This is a genomic window from Microbispora sp. H10830 (assembly GCF_014161375.1).
Classification (GTDB): Bacteria; Actinomycetota; Actinomycetes; order Streptosporangiales; family Streptosporangiaceae; genus Microbispora; species Microbispora catharanthi.
This window is the reverse complement of the sequence record NZ_JABBWX010000017.1, coordinates 140915-157042: the sequence shown is the minus strand read 5'-3', so window position 1 is coordinate 157042 and position 16128 is coordinate 140915. Positions and strand designations below refer to the sequence as shown.

Sequence of the window (16128 nt, the reverse complement as noted above, 5' to 3'; positions counted from 1 at the left end):
AGAACGGACGTTCATGCGCAGAGTCATCACCCGATCGCCCCGGCGCGTCCTCGCGGCCCTGGCCGGCCTCGCCCTGCTGCCGGGCGCCGTGGCGGCGGCGACCCCCGGCGAGCCGCCGGGGAAGCCCCCAGGCAAGCCCCCGGTCCGACCGGTGGTTGGCAAGCCGGACATGGACCACGGCTGTGCCCGCATCGACAAGCGCCTGCCCGCGCTGCCCGACTGGCCGACCGTCAAGAGCGAGATCAAGCGGAACCCGGCCGACGAGAAGCGCATCACGAAGATCGTCGCGGGGATGACCCTGGCCGAGAAAGTGGGCCAGATGACCCAGCCGGAGATCTCCGCGATCACTCCGGAGGAGGTCGCACAGTACGGCATCGGCTCCGTGCTCAACGGTGGCGGGTCATGGCCGGGCCGCGACAAGCACGCCTCCCCGCAGGACTGGCTCGCCCTCGCCGACGCGTACTGGCAGGCGTCGGTGAACACGCGGACCAAGATCCCGGTCATCTGGGGCATCGACGCCGTCCACGGCAACAACAACGTGTTCGGCGCGACGCTCTTCCCGCACAACATCGGGCTCGGCGCCGCGCACGACCCCTGCCTGCTGCGCGACATCGGCGCCGCCACCGCCGCGCAGGTCCGCGCGACCGGCCAGGACTGGGCCTTCGCGCCCACCCTCGCCGTCGTCAGGGACGACCGCTGGGGCCGCACGTACGAGGGCTACTCGGAGGATCCGCGCATCACCCGCGCGTACGGCTACGAGGTCGTGCGCGGCCTGCAGGGCGGCGGCTCCCGCAGGCTGGGCGACCGGGGTGTGATCGCCACGGCCAAGCACTTCATCGGCGACGGCGGCACGCTCAAGGGGCAGGACCAGGGGGTCGACCCCTCGTCCGAGGCCGACATGATCAACATCCACGGCCAGGGCTACTACGGTGCGCTCGCCGCCGGGGCGCAGACCGTCATGGCGTCCTTCAACAGCTGGACCAACGAGGACCTCGGCATCACCGAGGGCAAGGTGCACGGCAGCCGCAAGCTGCTCACCGAGGTGCTCAAGCAGAAGATGGGCTTCGACGGCGTCGTCGTCTCGGACTGGAACGGCATCGGCCAGGTCGCCGGCTGCACGAACTCGAACTGCGCCCGGGCGATCAACGCCGGCATCGACGTGGTGATGGTGCCGAACGACTGGAAGGCGTTCATCTCCACCACGATCGCCCAGGTCGAGGCGGGTGAGATCCCGATGTCCCGGATCGACGACGCCGTGACGCGCATCCTGCGGGTGAAGCTGCGGGCGGGCCTGTTCGACGCGCCGAAGCCCTCCGCGCGCCCCGGCGCGGGCTCGGCGAAGGCCCTGCAGGCGCGGGCGCTGGCCAGGAAGGCGGTGCGGGAGTCGCAGGTCCTGCTGAAGAACAACGGGAAGGTCCTCCCGCTCTCCCCCCGATCCACGGTGCTGGTGGTCGGCAAGAGCGCCGACAGCATGCAGAACCAGGCCGGCGGCTGGACCCTCACCTGGCAGGGCACCGGCAACACCGCCGCCGACTTCCCGAACGGCACGACCATCCTGGACGGTTTGCGCGAGGTCCTCGGCGCGGACAACGTGACCTTCAGCGAGACGGCCGACGGCGTGGACCCGAGCCGGTACGACGCGGTGATCGCCGTGATCGGCGAGACGCCGTACGCCGAGGGCGTGGGCGACCTCGGGCGGCGCTCGCTGGAGGCCGCCGCGCTCTATCCCGGCGACCTCGCGGTGCTCGACAAGGTCGCCGGCAAGGGCACGCCGGTCGTCACCGTCTACGTCACCGGCCGCCCGCTGCACGTGAACAAGGAGCTCAACCGGTCGGACGCGTTCGTGGTCGCCTGGCTTCCCGGCACCGAGGGCGGCGGCGTGGCCGACCTGCTGGTCAGGAGCCGCGACAGCGGCCCCGGATACACCGGCACGCTGTCGTACTCGTGGCCGAGGAGCGCCTGCCAGTCCCCGCTCAATCCGGGTGAGGAGGGCTACGACCCGCTCTTCCCCCCGGGGTACGGCCTGCGCTACGGGCAGACCGGGTCGGTCGGCACGCTCGACGAGACCTCGCCCGAGTTCGGCTGCTCCGGCACGGGCGGCGGCGGCACCGCGACCGAGGACCTGGAGATCTACAACCGCCAGGACGTGGCGCCGTACAAGAGCTACATCGGCTCGGCCGAGAACTGGGGCGGCACGGAGATCGGCGTGGACGGCGAGGCGGCGCACTCGGAGATCGCCGTCGTCCCGTCGGACGTCGACGTGCAGGGCGACGGGCTGAAGGCGACCTGGAACGGCGCCGGGGCGGCGCAGATCTACATGCAGGACCCCGCGGGCGGCAGCGACCTGCGCGGCTACCTGAACGCCGGCGCGGCGCTGGTCTTCGACACGATCGTCCACCAGCCTCCGGCGGCCCGCACGGTGATCAGCGCCCACTGCGTCTACCCGTGCTTCGCGGAGGTCGTGGCGACGTCGCTGTTCCAGAAGCTGCCCGTGGGCACGAAGGCGACCGTCAAGATCCCGGTGTCGTGCTTCTCACCGAACCTGGACTTCGAGAACGTCAACACGCCGTTCCTCGTCTACACGGACGGCGCGTTCTCGGCCTCGTTCGCGAACGTCCGGTGGGTGCCGGGCGCGGCCGAGGACACCGACGCGCGAAGCTGCGCGGACCTGACATAGAGGCACGTGAGCGCCCCCTGAGGCCCGCGGCGATCAGGGGGCGCTCACGATTTTCCCAGGCTGACCTCCTACCCTGACCGGATGTTCGTCGATGTTGTGGAAACGAGCCGGAGCGGTGTCAGGGAGGAGGCGTTACCGGCGCGGCCGCAGCCGCCGTCGCCGGCGCCGCGGCAGGGATGGCTGGACGCGTTGCGCGGCGTGGCCGCGCTCGTCGTGGTCTTCGAGCACTCCCTGGACGCGCTGTTTCCCGAGGTGCGCGCGGGCGCCGGCCAGTGGTTCAACTTCGGCCAGTATGGCGTGCTCGTGTTCTTCCTCGTCAGCGGCTATGTGGTGCCGGTCTCGCTGGAGCGGCGGGGCAGCGTCGGCGGGTTCTGGATCAACCGGGTCTTCCGCCTGTATCCCCTGTGGTTCGTCGCCGCCGCTGCCGGGACGGTGTTCGGCGTCCAGGGCGTGTACACGGCGCTGCCGGATCAGCTGGCCGACAATCCGGGGATCTCGGCCCTGGCGCACCTGACGATGCTGCAGGACCTTCTTCAGGTGGTCAGCGTCGTGAACGTGTTCTGGACGTTGTCGTACGAAATGGTCTTCTATCTGCTCGTGACGGCGATGTTCGTGGCGGGCGCGCGACGCGCCGGCACCACAGGCATGCTCGCCTTCGCCGCGGCGGCTCTCACCGTGGGCGGGCTGCTTCCGGCGGGCGCGCTGTCGCGTGGCGCGGGCACCGCCCAGGTCGTGGTGGTCACGGTGGTCGTGTTGCTCGCGGCGGCCGCGTCGCTGGCGTGTCGCGGGCGGCTGCGCGCGTGCGGCACCGCTGCCGCGGCCGTGCTGGCTCTTGTGCTGCTCGGCGTCAACAGCCGGATCGGGGCGTGGCAGAGTCTCGCCATCCTCGCGACGATGTTCGCCGGCACCGTGCTCCACCGGCTCGACCGGGGACGACTGCGCTGGAAGAAGAGCAGATGGGCGCTGGTGTGCGTGCCGGTCGCGTCCATCGGCGCCGCGTGGGCCTTCGGTCCCGGCTGGGGCATGCCCGACGACCAGGCGCTGGCGTTCACCAGGGGCTGGTCCACGGCCGTCGCCGCGGCATGGGCCACCTTCCTGGCCGCCCGTCTTCTGCGGCACCGGCCGATGCCCCGCGCTCTCGTGTGGCTCGGCCTGATCAGCTACTCCGTCTACCTGCTGCATCCCCTCGCCGTGCAGGTGCTCCGGCGGCTGACGACGGACCCGGGCCGGTTCTCCCTCGCCGAACGCCTGGCCATGGCCGTCCTGCTGCTCGCGGTGGTGCTCGCCTGCTCCGCGCTGACCTACCGCGCCGTCGAGCGCCCGGCCCAGTCCCTCGGCCGTCGCCTGTCGCGCAGAGCACGCTCCCGGACCCTCACGACGGAGACCCTTACGACGGAGACCCTTACGACAGGGACCCTCGCGACGGGCCCGGCCGGTGTCAGGCCGCCGGGACGGCCTCCCCTGCGACGTCGGCCTCGGCCCTGGCCGTCACCCGCCGCCGTACGGCCAGGCCGAAGCACGCGACCGCCAGGCTGAAGACGCCGGCCACGACGAACGGCCCGGCGGGGCGCCACGCGTCGAACAACGCCCCGCCGAGCGCCGAGATGATCATCACCCCGGCCGCGCCGCAGAGCGTGTGGACGCCGAACGCCGAGCCCCGCACCGCCGCCGGCGCCTGCTGCGCGAGCAGCGGGCCCGCCGTGGTGATGGCGGCGATCTCGCCCACCCCGATCAGCACGGCGACCGGCATCATGCCCGGGCCGAGGGGATCGGAGACGAGCAGCGTCGACAGGTAGGCGAGAGCGGCGACCACCTGCGCCACGACGACCAGGTCCTGGCGCCGCATCCGGTCGCCCAGCCAGCCGAACACCGGCGCGCACAGCAACGCGACCATCTGCGAGATGCCCACCACGGCGCCCGCTTTGGCGAGCGCCTCCGCACCCGACAGCCCGCCGTGCTCGGTCCCGTGGTTCTTGATCCACAACGACATGAAGGCGACCACGATGGCGAGGTCGGCCCGTGCCACGAACGACGCCGCGTACGACAGTGCCACTCCCGGGTCGCGGACGAGGGCCACGCCCTCGCGCACCAGCCGGACCAGCGGCACGCGCTCGGCGGCGACCGGCCGCACCGGCGACAGCGTCAGCCACAGCAGGCCCGCCGTGACCAGGACGCCCGCGGCGATCAGCAGGAACGCCGTGCGGGCCGCATGCACGGGCGCCATCCCGCCCGCCTCCAGCGTCTGCGGCAGCCGCACCAGGACCAGCACGGCGACCAGAGCGCCGAGGCCGCCGAAGAAGCCGATGAGCCCGTACGACGCCCCGCGCGACCTGCTGCGCACGTAGTCGATCGCGATCGTCGACAGCATCGCGTTGATCGCCGCGACGCCCAGGCCGAACACCACCCGCAGCACGGCCAGCACGGCCGTATTGGCCGCGAACGGGAACAATGCGGTGCCGGCGGCGCACAGCACCAGACCGGAGACCACGATCACCCTGCGCCCGAACCGGTCGGCCAGCGCGCCATACCACGCGAGGCTCGCGACCATGGCGAGTTCGGCGGCCGTGTTGAGCAGCCCGACGACCGTGCCCTGCCGCGATTCGGGCAGCCCAAGGATCGTGGTGAGGATGTGCGGCTGGGCCGACGGCAGGAAGGAGATCACCGCGGTGCCGGCCGTCGCCAGCGCCAGCAGGGCCCACATGTTGGCACGGGTGACGCCGTCGGCGAGGTATGCGCCCAGCACACGGCGCAGGGGTGTCATGGAACGATCATGACATCGTCACGCGTCGATCTTCGGGAAATGTCGCGTTCCTCTACGGGTGAGGTGCATCGCGTGCAACGGGCTAGGATCACCCGCGTTGACGATGATCAGGGGGAGGCGTCATGGAACGGGTGACGATGGGGCCCGGCTTCGATCCGAACGTGCCCAACGCGGCCCGGATGTACGACTACTTCCTCGGGGGCAAGGACAACTTCCCCGCCGACCGGGCGGCGGCAGAGCAGGTGCTGCGACACGTGCCGGAGGTCCCCCTGGGGATCAGGGAGAACCGGGAATTCCTCGTCCGCGCCGTGCGGTTCCTCGCCGGCCAGGGCATCCGGCAGTTCCTCGACATCGGCGCGGGCCTGCCCACCCAGCGCAACGTCCACCAGGTGGCGGCCGAGCACGCGCCCGGCTCCAGGACCGTGTACGTCGACAACGACCGGCAGGTGCTCGCGCACGCCCGCGCGCTGCTCCAGGACAGCCCGCAGGTGCGGGTCGTGGAGGGCGACCTGCGGCGGCCTGAGGAGATCCTGTCCCATCCCGAGGTGCGGGGCCACCTGGACCTCGACCGGCCGGTCGCCGTGCTGCTGCTCGCGATCGTCCACTTCCTGCCCGACTCCGACGAGCCCCGCCGGCTGATCGAAGAGATCCGCCAGGCGCTCGCACCCGGCAGCTACCTGGCCATCTCGCACGTCGCGGTGGACGAGCGCCCGGAGCGGGCGCCCGCCGTCGAGCAGGTCTACCAGGGCGCGTCCGCGCAGTTCGTGGCCAGGCAGTCGGACGAGATCACGCCGTTCTTCGAGGGGCTCGACCTGGTCGATCCCGGTGTGGTCAACCTGCACCAGTGGCGGCCCGAGCACGAGGCGTTCGACCCGCGCCTGCTGGCGGTCAAGAACTACTTCCTGTGCGGGGTCGGCCGCGTCTCCTGACGCGCCTTCCCGGCCGAGGGCGCGAGCCTGCCCGCGCCCAGCAGCACCGCCAGCAGCAACACGGTGACCAGCGCGAACGAGGCGGGCAGCCCGGCCAGCGTGGCGATACCGCCGATGGCGCTCGGCGCGACGAACCCCGACGCGTAGCTCACCGTGGCCGCGCCCGCGACGCCCTCGCTCGGCGAGGGCGCGGCGTTGCCCGCCGCCGCGAACACCAGCGGGATGACCACCGCGATCCCCACGCCGATCAGCATGAACCCGGCGATCGCCGGCACCGGGGCCCGGGAGACCACGACGAGCAGCCCGCCGAGCGCCGCCAGCGCCCCGCCGCCGCGCACGGTCGCCACCGGCCCCAGCCGCCGCACCACCGCGTCGCCGCACAACCGGCCCGCGGCCATCATGCAGGCGAAGGCCGTGTACGCCGCGGCGCCCACCGCCTGGGACGCGCCCGCGACCTGCCGGAGGTAGACCGCGCACCAGTCCTGGGCGGCGGCCTCGCCGAACACCGAGCAGAAGCCCACCAGTCCGATGAGCAGCACTTCGCGGGGCGGGAGCACGAAATGCGGCGGGGCGGGCTCGTCCTCACCCGCCCGCACGTCGAGCAGCAGCGGGCCCGCGGCCAGAGCCACGAGGAACAGCACGACCGCCGCCCCGCCCAGATGGAGCCGGGCGTCGAGGCCCGCGCTCGCCGCCAGCGTGCCCACCGCGCCGCCTGCGAGCGTTCCCACGCTCCACATGCCGTGCAGCCCGGACATGATCGAACGGCCGAGCCGCTGCTCGATCACCACTCCCTGGGCGTTCATCGCGACGTCGCCGATGCCGGCCACCGCTCCGTACAGCATGAGCGCCGCGCACAGCAGAGGCAGGTTCGGCGCCAGCGGGGGCAGGACGAGGACCAGGCACCACAGGCCGATCGAGACGCGGGTGACGGCCCGCCCGCCGAACCGGTGCGTGAGGCGCCCGGCGGTCGGCATCGCGAGGATGGAGCCGACCGCGGGCGCGAGCAGGGCCAGCCCGAGCTGGCCGGGCCCGGCCCCGACGTGATCCTGGATCCAGGGGATGCGGGAGGCGAAGCCGCCGGTCACCGCCCCGTGCAGGGCGAAGGTGACCGACACCGCGAACCTGGCCCGTCTCAGCTCCCGAAGATCCACGATCACACGTTATGTCCCGGATCGCGCCTGAGGCGACCACACGAGCAGGCCCAGGCACATCTCGTCGCTGGTTCCCTCGCCCCAGACCACGTAGCGGGGCGCCGACCCGTGCAGCGCGGGCAGCATGGCGCGCAGTCCCGCGTCGTGCGTGCAGGTCACCCGGAGGGTGTCGCCGGCCTTGATCTCCAGCGGCTGGGCCAGCGGGCGGATCGCCTGGTCGTCGAAGTTGTACGCGGGGATGTCGAGCAGAGTCCTCGCGTCCGGCTTTCCGGGATTGAGGTCGATCCGGATGGAGCGGCCGAGCAGGTGCATGTGCCCGGCGACGGCGTACAGCGTCGCGTCTTCCCGGATGGGCATGTCGCAGTGCTGCGTGGAGCCCGGCCGCGGAGGCTCGCCCCGCCCGCACATCCGGGTGAGGCCGTCGACCATCTGGCGCGCCTGCTCGCCGAACCGGTGGGCCACATCCTCGACGGCCGCCTCACGCTCGCACAGCGGCCCCGACTCCTCGGCAGTGCAGGGCAGTTCGATCGGCCCCGCGACCAGCCCCGTCTCCAGAGGGGCCCGGCCGCTCGCGCCGTCGGCGAGCCGCAGCCGGATGCCGGACCTGTCCGTGCCGCCCGAGCCGCCCAGCAGGTTGTAGTGGATCTGCAGCACCATCTGGCTGCCTGCCGGGAGGGGATACCCGACCTTCTGCCGCAGCAGGGTCTCGTCGACCCCTGGGGCCCAGGAGCCGACCCACGCGCCGTTCTCGATACCGGCGTCGCCGAAGCAGGTCCAGCCCTCGCCCGGGGTCGCGGCGTCGGCCCTGCGCGCCGCCTCCGCCTCCTTGGGGCCGACCCGGAAGATGATCGCGTGGTGCACGATGTCGGTGTTCTGCGGCAGGAACCGGCTGCCGGTCAGGAACGCGGGCCCCGTGAGCCCGGGATCGACCAGGAAGCAGCGGTACTCGTCGGTGCCGCCCGAGGGCGCCGAGGGCCGGTAGGGCTCCGGGACCGTCAGCGTCATGAACCGTTCGCCCGGCCGCAGCGGCGCCGCCGGCGGCGTCCCGGCCGCGGCGTGGCCCGCGTGACCGGCGTGGCCGGTCTGCGCGGCGGGTGCGCCCGAGGCGCCGGAAGTGCGCCCGGGTGCCGCGTCGCCGCACGACGCGACGAGAAGGACGGCGGCGAGCGCGACCGCGGCCCCGCCCGCCCACCGTGTCAACCGTGCCTTTCCTTCCATGGAGCCTCCTGCTCCTCGGGGACGCTTTCCAGGCTTCCTTGCCGGGGCGGTCACGTCGACCTACTTCGGATGTAAACCTCTGCTCCGACCTCGGCAGGAGACGCGTACGCCGCAGGGGCCAGGGGGAGGAGCGCGTCGCGTGCCGGGGGCGGCGTTCGGGGTAAGGGCGGAAAGACCATAGGGTCGTCCCGTGCACATTCGCCCCGCCACAGCCGGGACCAGGAGCAGGACCAGGAGCAGGACATGGTCGTGAACGAGATCGATGAAGGACCCGGATTCGCCGATCTGGCGCTGGGCCCCGAGCTCCTCAAGGCCCTGACCGGTCTCGGCTACGAGGAGCCCACGCCGATCCAGCGGGAGGCCATCCCGCCGCTGCTGGAGGGCCGCGACCTCCTCGGGCAGGCCGCGACCGGCACGGGCAAGACGGCCGCGTTCGCCCTGCCCATGCTCCAGCGGCTGCACGGCGCCCATCCGCTGGGCGCGGAGGACGGCGGCGGGGAGCCCGCCGGGCTCGTGCTCGTGCCGACCCGTGAGCTGGCCGTCCAGGTCTCGGAGGCCATGCACCGCTACGGCCGCGACCTCGGCGCTCGGGTGCTGCCCATCTACGGCGGCCAGCCGATCGGGCGGCAGCTGCGGGCGCTGGAGCGCGGCGTGGACGTCGTCGTCGCCACGCCGGGACGGGCGCTCGACCACATCGGCAGGGGCACCCTGCCGCTGAAGGGCCTGCGGATGATCGTCCTCGACGAGGCCGACGAGATGCTCGACATGGGCTTCGCCGACGACATCGAGGCGATCCTCCAGGACACCCCGGAGGACCGGCAGACCGTGCTGTTCTCCGCGACCATGCCGCCGCGCATCGACGGGATCGCCCGGCGCCACCTGCGCCAGCCGGTGCGGATCAGGATCGAGCGGGAGGCGCCCGCCGCCGGCGAGGCGCCGCTCATCCGGCAGAGCGCCTACATCGTGTCGCGGGCATACAAGCCGGCGGCGCTGGGCCGGGTGCTCGACGTGGAGGCCCCCACCGCGGCGATCGTCTTCTGCCGCACCCGTGAGGAGGTCGACCAGCTCACCGAGACCATGAACGGCCGGGGTTACCGCGCCGAGGCCCTGCACGGCGGCATGGGCCAGGAGCAGCGCGACCGGGTCATGAGCCGGCTGCGCAGCGGGACCGCCGACCTGCTCGTCGCGACCGACGTGGCCGCCCGCGGCCTCGACATCGAGCAGCTCACCCACGTAATCAACTACGACGTGCCGTCCGCCCCCGAGTCGTACGTGCACCGCATCGGCCGGGTGGGCCGGGCCGGTCGCGAGGGCGTCGCGATCACACTCGCCGAGCCGCGCGAGCACCGCATGCTCAAGACCATCGAGCGCGTCACCCGCAGCAGGATCACGGTCGAGAAGGTGCCGACGGTCGCCGATCTGCGCGCCCGGCGCCTGGAGCTGACCAGGGCCGCGCTGCAGGAGAGCCTGATGGAGGACGGCGACCTCGACCGCTTCCGTGTGGTGGTCGAGACGCTCGCCGACGAGTTCGACCTGGTCGCCATCGCGCTCGCGGCGGTCAAGCTCGCCCACGAGTCCACCGGCGCCGCCGCCGACGAGGAGGAGATCCCCGAGGTCGCGCCGCGCGCCCAGCGGCCCGAGCGCGGGCCGCGCGACGACAGGTACGGCCGCGACGACCGGCGCGGGCGGCGCACAGGCGGCGCGATGAGCCGCGTCTTCGTCGGCGCGGGCCGCAGCGCGGGCGTGCGTCCCCAGGACATCGTCGGCGCGATCACCGGGGAGACCCGGGTCAGCGGGCGCGAGATCGGCGCGATCGAGATCGCCGACCGGTTCACCCTGGTCGAGATCCCGGACGGCGCCGTGGACGAGGTGGTCCAGGCGCTGCGCCGCACCACGATCAAGGGCAGGAAGCCGATCGTGCGCAGGGACCGCGACGACGCCCCCCGCGGCCGCCGCTGACCACCGGATTTCCGTCCGCCGGCTGACCGGATCGCATGGGCGGCCCGGTCAGCGGGCGCCCACGGACCTTCCTGCGCGGGCGGCCGCGACGGTCCTGCGCCGCGCCGCGCGCCAGCGGGCGAGCAGCAGCGCGAGCAGGCCCGCGAGGACGGCGACGGTCACGCCGGTGCCGAGCAGCGCCCCCAGCCGCTGGTCGGCCGCCCGGTCCGGCGCCCACGGCAGCCCGAGCGCCGCGTACCACTCCGGTGCCTGCGGCGGCCCCGCCAGCACCACCAGGCCCGTCCACGCGCGTACGGCGATCGCCCCGGCGAGCATCCAGGCGCGGACCTGGGGCCGGATCGCGCGCGGGAGCGGGTCCGCGCCGGCGGCCACCGCGAGGAACAGCACCGCGGTGACCGTCACCACCGTCTGCGCCGCCAGCCGCAGGGCGAGGCTCGGCTGGGCGTATCCGAACAGGCCGGTCAGGTACAGCTCCGGATACGGCAGCGCGTACAGGGCCAGCGCCGTCACCGGATGGGACAGTGCGCGGCCGGCGGGACCGCCGACGGGATCCGCGTCCGGACGCGCCCGCCGCCACAACGTCACCGGGGCGCCGAACACGAGCAGGACGGGGCCCACGGCGCCGAGCAGCGCGTACTGCGCCGCGTGCGCCGAGAACAGCGCGGGCGCGTACGCCGCCACACCTCCGGAGGTGGCGTAGCCGAGCACGGCCAGGCCGGCCAGCCAGGAGGCGGTCCGCCAGGCCGGCCACCCCTCGCCGTCCCCCGGCGCGCGCGACAGCCGCCGCACGCCGGACAGGTACGCGGCGAGGGCGGCGGCCAGCAGGAGCAGCGCGATCGGGTCGGGCCGCACCTCGGTGACGAGCGCACCCGGGGTGAGGGGAGGCAGGGCGTACCCCAGCGCGTCGTGCTGGTGCGCGGCCGTCCCCGTGGGCGGCGGGGGCGTGCGTCCCAGCGCCACGGCCAGGCCCAGCGTGCCGGCCATCACCGCGATCTCGCCGCAGGCGAGGCGGAGGAACGGCGCGCGGGCCCCGCCGGTGTCCATCGCCTCGATGGTCCTGCGCCGGTGCCGCCACCCGAACCAGCCGAGCACCGCCAGCGCGGCGATCTTGGCCAGCACGAGCAGGCCGTACCTCGACTGCCAGAGCAGGGGCAGCGAGCCGAGCCTCACCCAGGCGTTGAGTGCGCCGGACGCCCCGACGGCGGCGAAGCAGCCGAGCGCGAGCGTGCTGAAGCGGCGCACGGCGACGGTGAGCCCGGGTGCGGCGCGCAGGTGCGCCACGAGGGCGTACAGGCCGCCGGTCCACAGCGCGACGGCCGCCACGTGCGCCATCAGGCTGAGGACGGCGAGGTTGTGGTCGGCGGCCGAGGCGGAGTGGCCCACGTACGCCGGGGGCAGCACCGCGAGGAGCGCCACCGCGAGCAGCGTGAGCCGGAGCAGGGGGCCGTTCGGCAGGAGCGACCCGGCGGCGACCGCCAGGGCCGCGAGCGTCACCGTCAGGAACGCCTGACCCTGCGGGATGTGGAAGAGGAAGGCGGGCAGCGCGCCGGAGCGCAGCGCGTCGCCCGGCGGCAGCCCGAGGAAGTCCGACAGCGTCAGGACCTCGGTGACCGCCGCGCTCGCCGCCCAGCCGAGCGCCCAGGCCCCGGCCGCCCGCACGACGACCCGGCCGCTCGCGGGGGCCAGCACGACGGCTGCCAGCAGGACCCCGACCGTGGCGGCGGCGCAGAGGTCGTGGACGAGGCGCGCGACCGGCAGGCCCCAGGTGGTCAGGGCGCCGGGGGAGGGCAGGCCCTGGATCGCCGGTTGTGGTCTGCCGCCCCCGAACCACAGGGCGAGCGCCAGTACGGCGAACGCCGCCGCGGCGACGGCGGGAACGACCACGCCGCGGTGGCGCTGGGGAGATGTCATCGTCGGCGTCCTCGGCTCGGCACCGTTGATCGCTTGAGAGTATGACCGAAGGGGCGTCCTCAGGGGAGCCCCCCTCGACAGGATCGCCATCGCCTCGGCGTCCGGCTGAAACGTGCATCGGCCCCTTCCGGGGCCGATGCCGACATGGCGTGGCCACTCGCGTCGTGGGGAAGATCGGCGTAAGGGCCGGCCGAGCGTGTCAGCGTTGACGTGCCGATATGTGCTTTTTCCTCCTCTCAGGTGTGAGCCGCGTGGGGGAAGCCACATGGGATCGCGCTCTCTCGCGGGGGTCGGACGCGAGCTGTGCGGTCGCGGAACGGCCAGGTCTTCCTTCAGATGGTTCTACGCGAAATTGTTAGCGTTAACAATCGAATGGCGGAGAGGTTCTCCTTCCGGGAGTGGCTCAAGGGCGGTGGTGCAGCGGAGCAAATACGACGCGGCGGACGCTGTCAAGAGCCCGGGTCAGGGCCGCCTCCGGGATTCCCCGGGCACCGGGGCGCTCATCTCCTCCCGGGTGGCGGACCATGCTGAAAGTTTCACCGGCCGGGGGCGCGCGCGGTGAGGTGCGGTTCGTGGACACCTGGGCCCGCACGATGGAAATGCTGCGCGAAACGATTCGCTCAACGGTCTTGACACATCTCACGGTGGTTTCGACACTGATTTCGCGTTCGGCTTCTTCCTGCCGGGGTCGGTGATGAGCGGCAGGGGCCGGCGGTGACGTCGGCCGCGTCGCGTCCGGCGATCCGCCACGCGGTGAATCTCGCGGGTATCTCCGGCTTCCTCCTTGTCCTACAGCCATGCCCGCTCGACCTGGACGCGGGATCCGCCGGCTTCCTTCTCCGGAGATCGGCCGTGCCCGCACCTGTCGAGGGCCCCCTACCAGAAGGAGAAACGAATGCGACTGTGCGGGCCTGGCCGGCGACGGCCCCCCGGGCACACCGTGGGCGGCCGTTCCCCCCGCGTTCGGCGGCTTTGGCGCCTGGTCGCCGCCGTGCACCTCGCGATCGTGGCGATGGTGCCGTCGGGGTGGGCGGTCGCGGACGGCGCCGCGGCCGCCACGACGAGAACGGTCGCCGCCGCGGCCGTGGCGGCGGTGACGACTCCGCCGATGGGCTGGGCGTCGTGGAACACCTTCGCGGCCCAGATCAACTACAACGTGATCAAAGCTCAGGCGGACGCGATGGTGTCCTCGGGGATGAAGGACGCCGGCTACCAGTACGTCAACATCGACGAGGGCTGGTGGCAGGGAACGCGTGACGCGTCCGGCAACATCACGGTCGACACGGCGGAGTGGCCGGGCGGAATGAAGGCGATCGCCGACTATATCCACAGCAAGGGCTTGAAGGCGGGCATCTACACAGACGCCGGTCGGAACGGATGCGGCTACTACTACCCGACCGGCCGTCCGGCCGCGCCGAACAGCGGTAGCGAGGGCCACTACGACCAGGACTTCCTGCAGTTCTCGCGGTGGGGCTTCGACTTCGTGAAGGTCGACTGGTGCGGGGGGAGCGCCGAGGGTCTCAACCCTCGCACCGCCTACCAGGCGATCAGCGACGCGATAGACCGGGCCACGGCGCAGACCGGGCGGCCGATGGTGCTGTCGGTGTGCAACTGGGGTGTCCAGAGCCCCTGGGACTGGGCGCCGGGCATGTCCACCATGTGGCGGACCAGCGGCGACATCATCTACTGGGGGCAGAGCGCGTCGATGGACCGGGTGCTGGCCAACTTCGATTCCGCCCAGCATCCCGCCGCCCAGAGCCCGGGACACTACAACGACCCTGACATGCTCGTCGTCGGAATGAACGGCTTCTCGGCCGCGCAGAACCGTACGCACATGGGCCTGTGGGCGATCTCGGGGGCGCCCCTGCTGGCCGGCAACAACCTCGCCACGATGACCGCCGAGACCAGGGCGATCCTCACCAATGGGGAGGTGCTGGCGGTCGACCAGGACCCTCTCGGGCGGCAGGGGGTGAAGGTGGCCGAGGATCTGAGCGGCCGCCAGGTGTATTCCAAGGTGTTGTCGGGGACCGGCCGGCGCGCGGTGCTCCTGCTCAACCGCACCACCTCGCCCGCCGCCATCACCGCCCGCTGGTCCGACCTCGGCCTCGCGGGACCGGCGACCGTACGGAACCTGTGGACGGGGACCGACGCCGGGACGTTCGACGGTGGCTACACCGTGACCGTGCCCGCCCGCGAAGCGGTCCTTCTCACCGTCACAGGGAGCGGCGCCAGTCCGTCCGTCAGTCCGTCCGCCAGTCCGTCGCCCACTTCCGGCACCACGAGCGCGATCAAGGGTGTGGGGTCGGGCCGATGCCTGGATGTCACCGGCGTCTCCCAGACCAACGGCGCCCAGGTGCAGCTGTGGGACTGCAACGGTCAGAACAACCAGCAGTGGACCTCCACCAGCGCCGGTGAGCTGCGCGTGTACGGCAACAAGTGCCTGGACGTCAACGGCGGCGGCACGGCCGACGGCACCGCCGTGATCATCTGGGACTGCAACGGCCAGAACAACCAGAAGTGGCGGCTCAACTCCGACGGCACCATCACCGCCGTCGGCGCGAACAAGTGCCTGGACGCCTACAACAACGGCACCGCCAACGGCACCAAGGTCATCATCTGGACCTGCAACGGCCAGGCCAACCAGCGCTGGACCCGCGTCTGACCTCTCTGCGCATGCCCTTCGCCGGGACGGCACGATCCGTCCCGGCGAAGACCGTGCGCGGCAGCGGCGGGCCGCGGCGCGGAGCGGCCCCTTGGCCGACGCCGTCCCGGCGCGCCGCCGTGCTGGCTGTGAAGATCGGCGGCGGACCGGCCGAGATCGCCGGGGTGTGAGACAATCCCGGCGTCATGCGCGCCACGCTCTCCTTCAGGCTCGCGCGGTCGGCCGCCTTCTCCGCCGTCTGCGTGCTCCTCGCCGTCGGCGCGCACCGGTTCGCCGGCGGAGGCGGGCCGGCGCCCGCCGCGCTCCTCACGGGAGTGCTCACGGTGACGGCAGGCGTGGCCGTCGCGGCGGGCCGGGAACGGTCGCCCCAGGCGATCGTCGGTCTGCTGGCCGGCGCCCAGGTGTTCCTGCACTGTCTCCTCGACGCCACGGGGCCCGCCGCGGTGTCACACCCCACCTGGCACGGCGGCCTGAGCGCGCAGACCGGCATGTTCACCGCCCACCTCACCGCGGCGACCCTCACCGGATTGTGGCTGTCACGCGGCGAGGAGGCCCTGTGGTCCGTGCTGCGCGCGATCGGCGCCGGGGCGGTCCGCTGCCTGCGGGCGGTGGCCGTGCTGGTGCGTGCGCTGCTCGCGCTGCGGGGGGCCGATCTCGCGGGCACCGGACGTCCACGCCGGCGCGCGATGCGGAACTCCGAGCGCGCTCCGCGCACCGCGGGCGTGCTGCGGCACGCGGTCGTCCGCCGCGGGCCGCCGGTTCTCCTGGTCTTCTGAGCTTCACGCGCGAGCGGCGCATCTCTCCCCATGGGATCTGCCTGTCCCCATAGGGACATGCTCGCGCGCCTCCGTAATCTCGCA

At 72.8% G+C, this 16128-nt stretch carries 10 protein-coding genes; 6 read left to right on the top strand and 4 right to left on the bottom strand.

Annotation, left to right across the window (positions count from 1 at the left end; genetic code table 11):
- Window positions 1–13: 13 nt before the first annotated feature.
- Window positions 14–2677, top strand: a complete 2664-nt coding sequence (locus tag HHX35_RS34450) for an exo 1,3/1,4-beta-D-glucan glucohydrolase (protein WP_182902828.1) — start codon at window positions 14–16, stop codon at window positions 2675–2677.
- An 81-nt stretch (window positions 2678–2758) separates the two neighbouring features.
- Window positions 2759–4213, top strand: a complete 1455-nt coding sequence (locus tag HHX35_RS34445; RefSeq protein ID WP_182902827.1) for an acyltransferase — start codon at window positions 2759–2761, stop codon at window positions 4211–4213.
- Here HHX35_RS34445 and HHX35_RS34440 read toward each other — a convergent pair.
- On the bottom strand, window positions 4116–5438 hold the full coding sequence (locus tag HHX35_RS34440; RefSeq protein WP_182902826.1) for an MFS transporter: 1323 nt from the start codon (window positions 5436–5438) through the stop codon (window positions 4116–4118). The two genes, HHX35_RS34445 and HHX35_RS34440, sit on opposite strands and share 98 nt — an antisense overlap.
- 122 nt (window positions 5439–5560) lie before the next feature.
- Here HHX35_RS34440 and HHX35_RS34435 point away from each other — a divergent pair, with 122 nt between their 5' ends.
- Window positions 5561–6367, top strand: coding sequence for an SAM-dependent methyltransferase (locus tag HHX35_RS34435; RefSeq protein ID WP_182902825.1), 807 nt, complete (start codon window positions 5561–5563; stop codon window positions 6365–6367).
- Here the strand turns inward: HHX35_RS34435 and HHX35_RS34430 are convergent.
- Both HHX35_RS34430 and HHX35_RS34425 read right to left on the bottom strand, forming a co-directional pair.
- On the bottom strand, window positions 6334–7518 hold the full coding sequence (locus HHX35_RS34430) for an MFS transporter (RefSeq protein WP_310739504.1): 1185 nt from the start codon (window positions 7516–7518) through the stop codon (window positions 6334–6336). The two genes, HHX35_RS34435 and HHX35_RS34430, sit on opposite strands and share 34 nt — an antisense overlap.
- A 9-nt stretch (window positions 7519–7527) precedes the next feature.
- Window positions 7528–8736, bottom strand: a complete 1209-nt coding sequence (locus HHX35_RS34425) for a monooxygenase (RefSeq protein WP_182902823.1) — start codon at window positions 8734–8736, stop codon at window positions 7528–7530.
- Window positions 8737–8979: 243 nt separating this feature from the next.
- On the opposite strand from HHX35_RS34425, the gene HHX35_RS34420 reads away from it, so the two are divergent.
- Entirely contained in the window at window positions 8980–10695 is a 1716-nt protein-coding gene (locus tag HHX35_RS34420; RefSeq protein WP_182902822.1) for a DEAD/DEAH box helicase, read from the top strand.
- A 48-nt stretch (window positions 10696–10743) separates the two neighbouring features.
- On the opposite strand, the gene HHX35_RS34415 is transcribed toward HHX35_RS34420, so the two are convergent.
- Entirely contained in the window at window positions 10744–12606 is a 1863-nt protein-coding gene (locus HHX35_RS34415; RefSeq protein ID WP_182902821.1) for a cytochrome c oxidase assembly protein, read from the bottom strand.
- Between the two features lie 991 nt (window positions 12607–13597).
- On the opposite strand from HHX35_RS34415, the gene HHX35_RS34410 reads away from it, so the two are divergent.
- Window positions 13598–15268 carry a lectin gene (locus tag HHX35_RS34410; protein WP_310739503.1) on the top strand — a complete coding sequence of 557 codons (1671 nt, stop codon included), beginning with the start codon at window positions 13598–13600 and terminating at the stop codon, window positions 15266–15268.
- 185 nt (window positions 15269–15453) lie between these two features.
- On the top strand, window positions 15454–16044 hold the full coding sequence (locus HHX35_RS34405; protein ID WP_182902820.1) for an MFS transporter: 591 nt from the start codon (window positions 15454–15456) through the stop codon (window positions 16042–16044).
- Window positions 16045–16128 lie beyond the last annotated feature (84 nt).

What these genes read in the sequence shown, in the direction of transcription:
- HHX35_RS34450 (WP_182902828.1), top strand. Translation starts at nt 14, where the DNA reads ATGCGCAGAGTCATCACCCGATCGCCCCGGCGCGTCCTCGCGGCCCTG.
- HHX35_RS34425 (WP_182902823.1), bottom strand. Translation starts at nt 8,736, where the DNA reads ATGGAAGGAAAGGCACGGTTGACACGGTGGGCGGGCGGGGCCGCGGTC.
- HHX35_RS34440 (WP_182902826.1), bottom strand. Translation starts at nt 5,438, where the DNA reads ATGACACCCCTGCGCCGTGTGCTGGGCGCATACCTCGCCGACGGCGTC.
- HHX35_RS34415 (WP_182902821.1), bottom strand. Translation starts at nt 12,606, where the DNA reads ATGACATCTCCCCAGCGCCACCGCGGCGTGGTCGTTCCCGCCGTCGCC.
- HHX35_RS34435 (WP_182902825.1), top strand. Translation starts at nt 5,561, where the DNA reads ATGGAACGGGTGACGATGGGGCCCGGCTTCGATCCGAACGTGCCCAAC.
- HHX35_RS34445 (WP_182902827.1), top strand. Translation starts at nt 2,759, where the DNA reads ATGTTCGTCGATGTTGTGGAAACGAGCCGGAGCGGTGTCAGGGAGGAG.
- HHX35_RS34420 (WP_182902822.1), top strand. Translation starts at nt 8,980, where the DNA reads ATGGTCGTGAACGAGATCGATGAAGGACCCGGATTCGCCGATCTGGCG.
- HHX35_RS34405 (WP_182902820.1), top strand. Translation starts at nt 15,454, where the DNA reads ATGCGCGCCACGCTCTCCTTCAGGCTCGCGCGGTCGGCCGCCTTCTCC.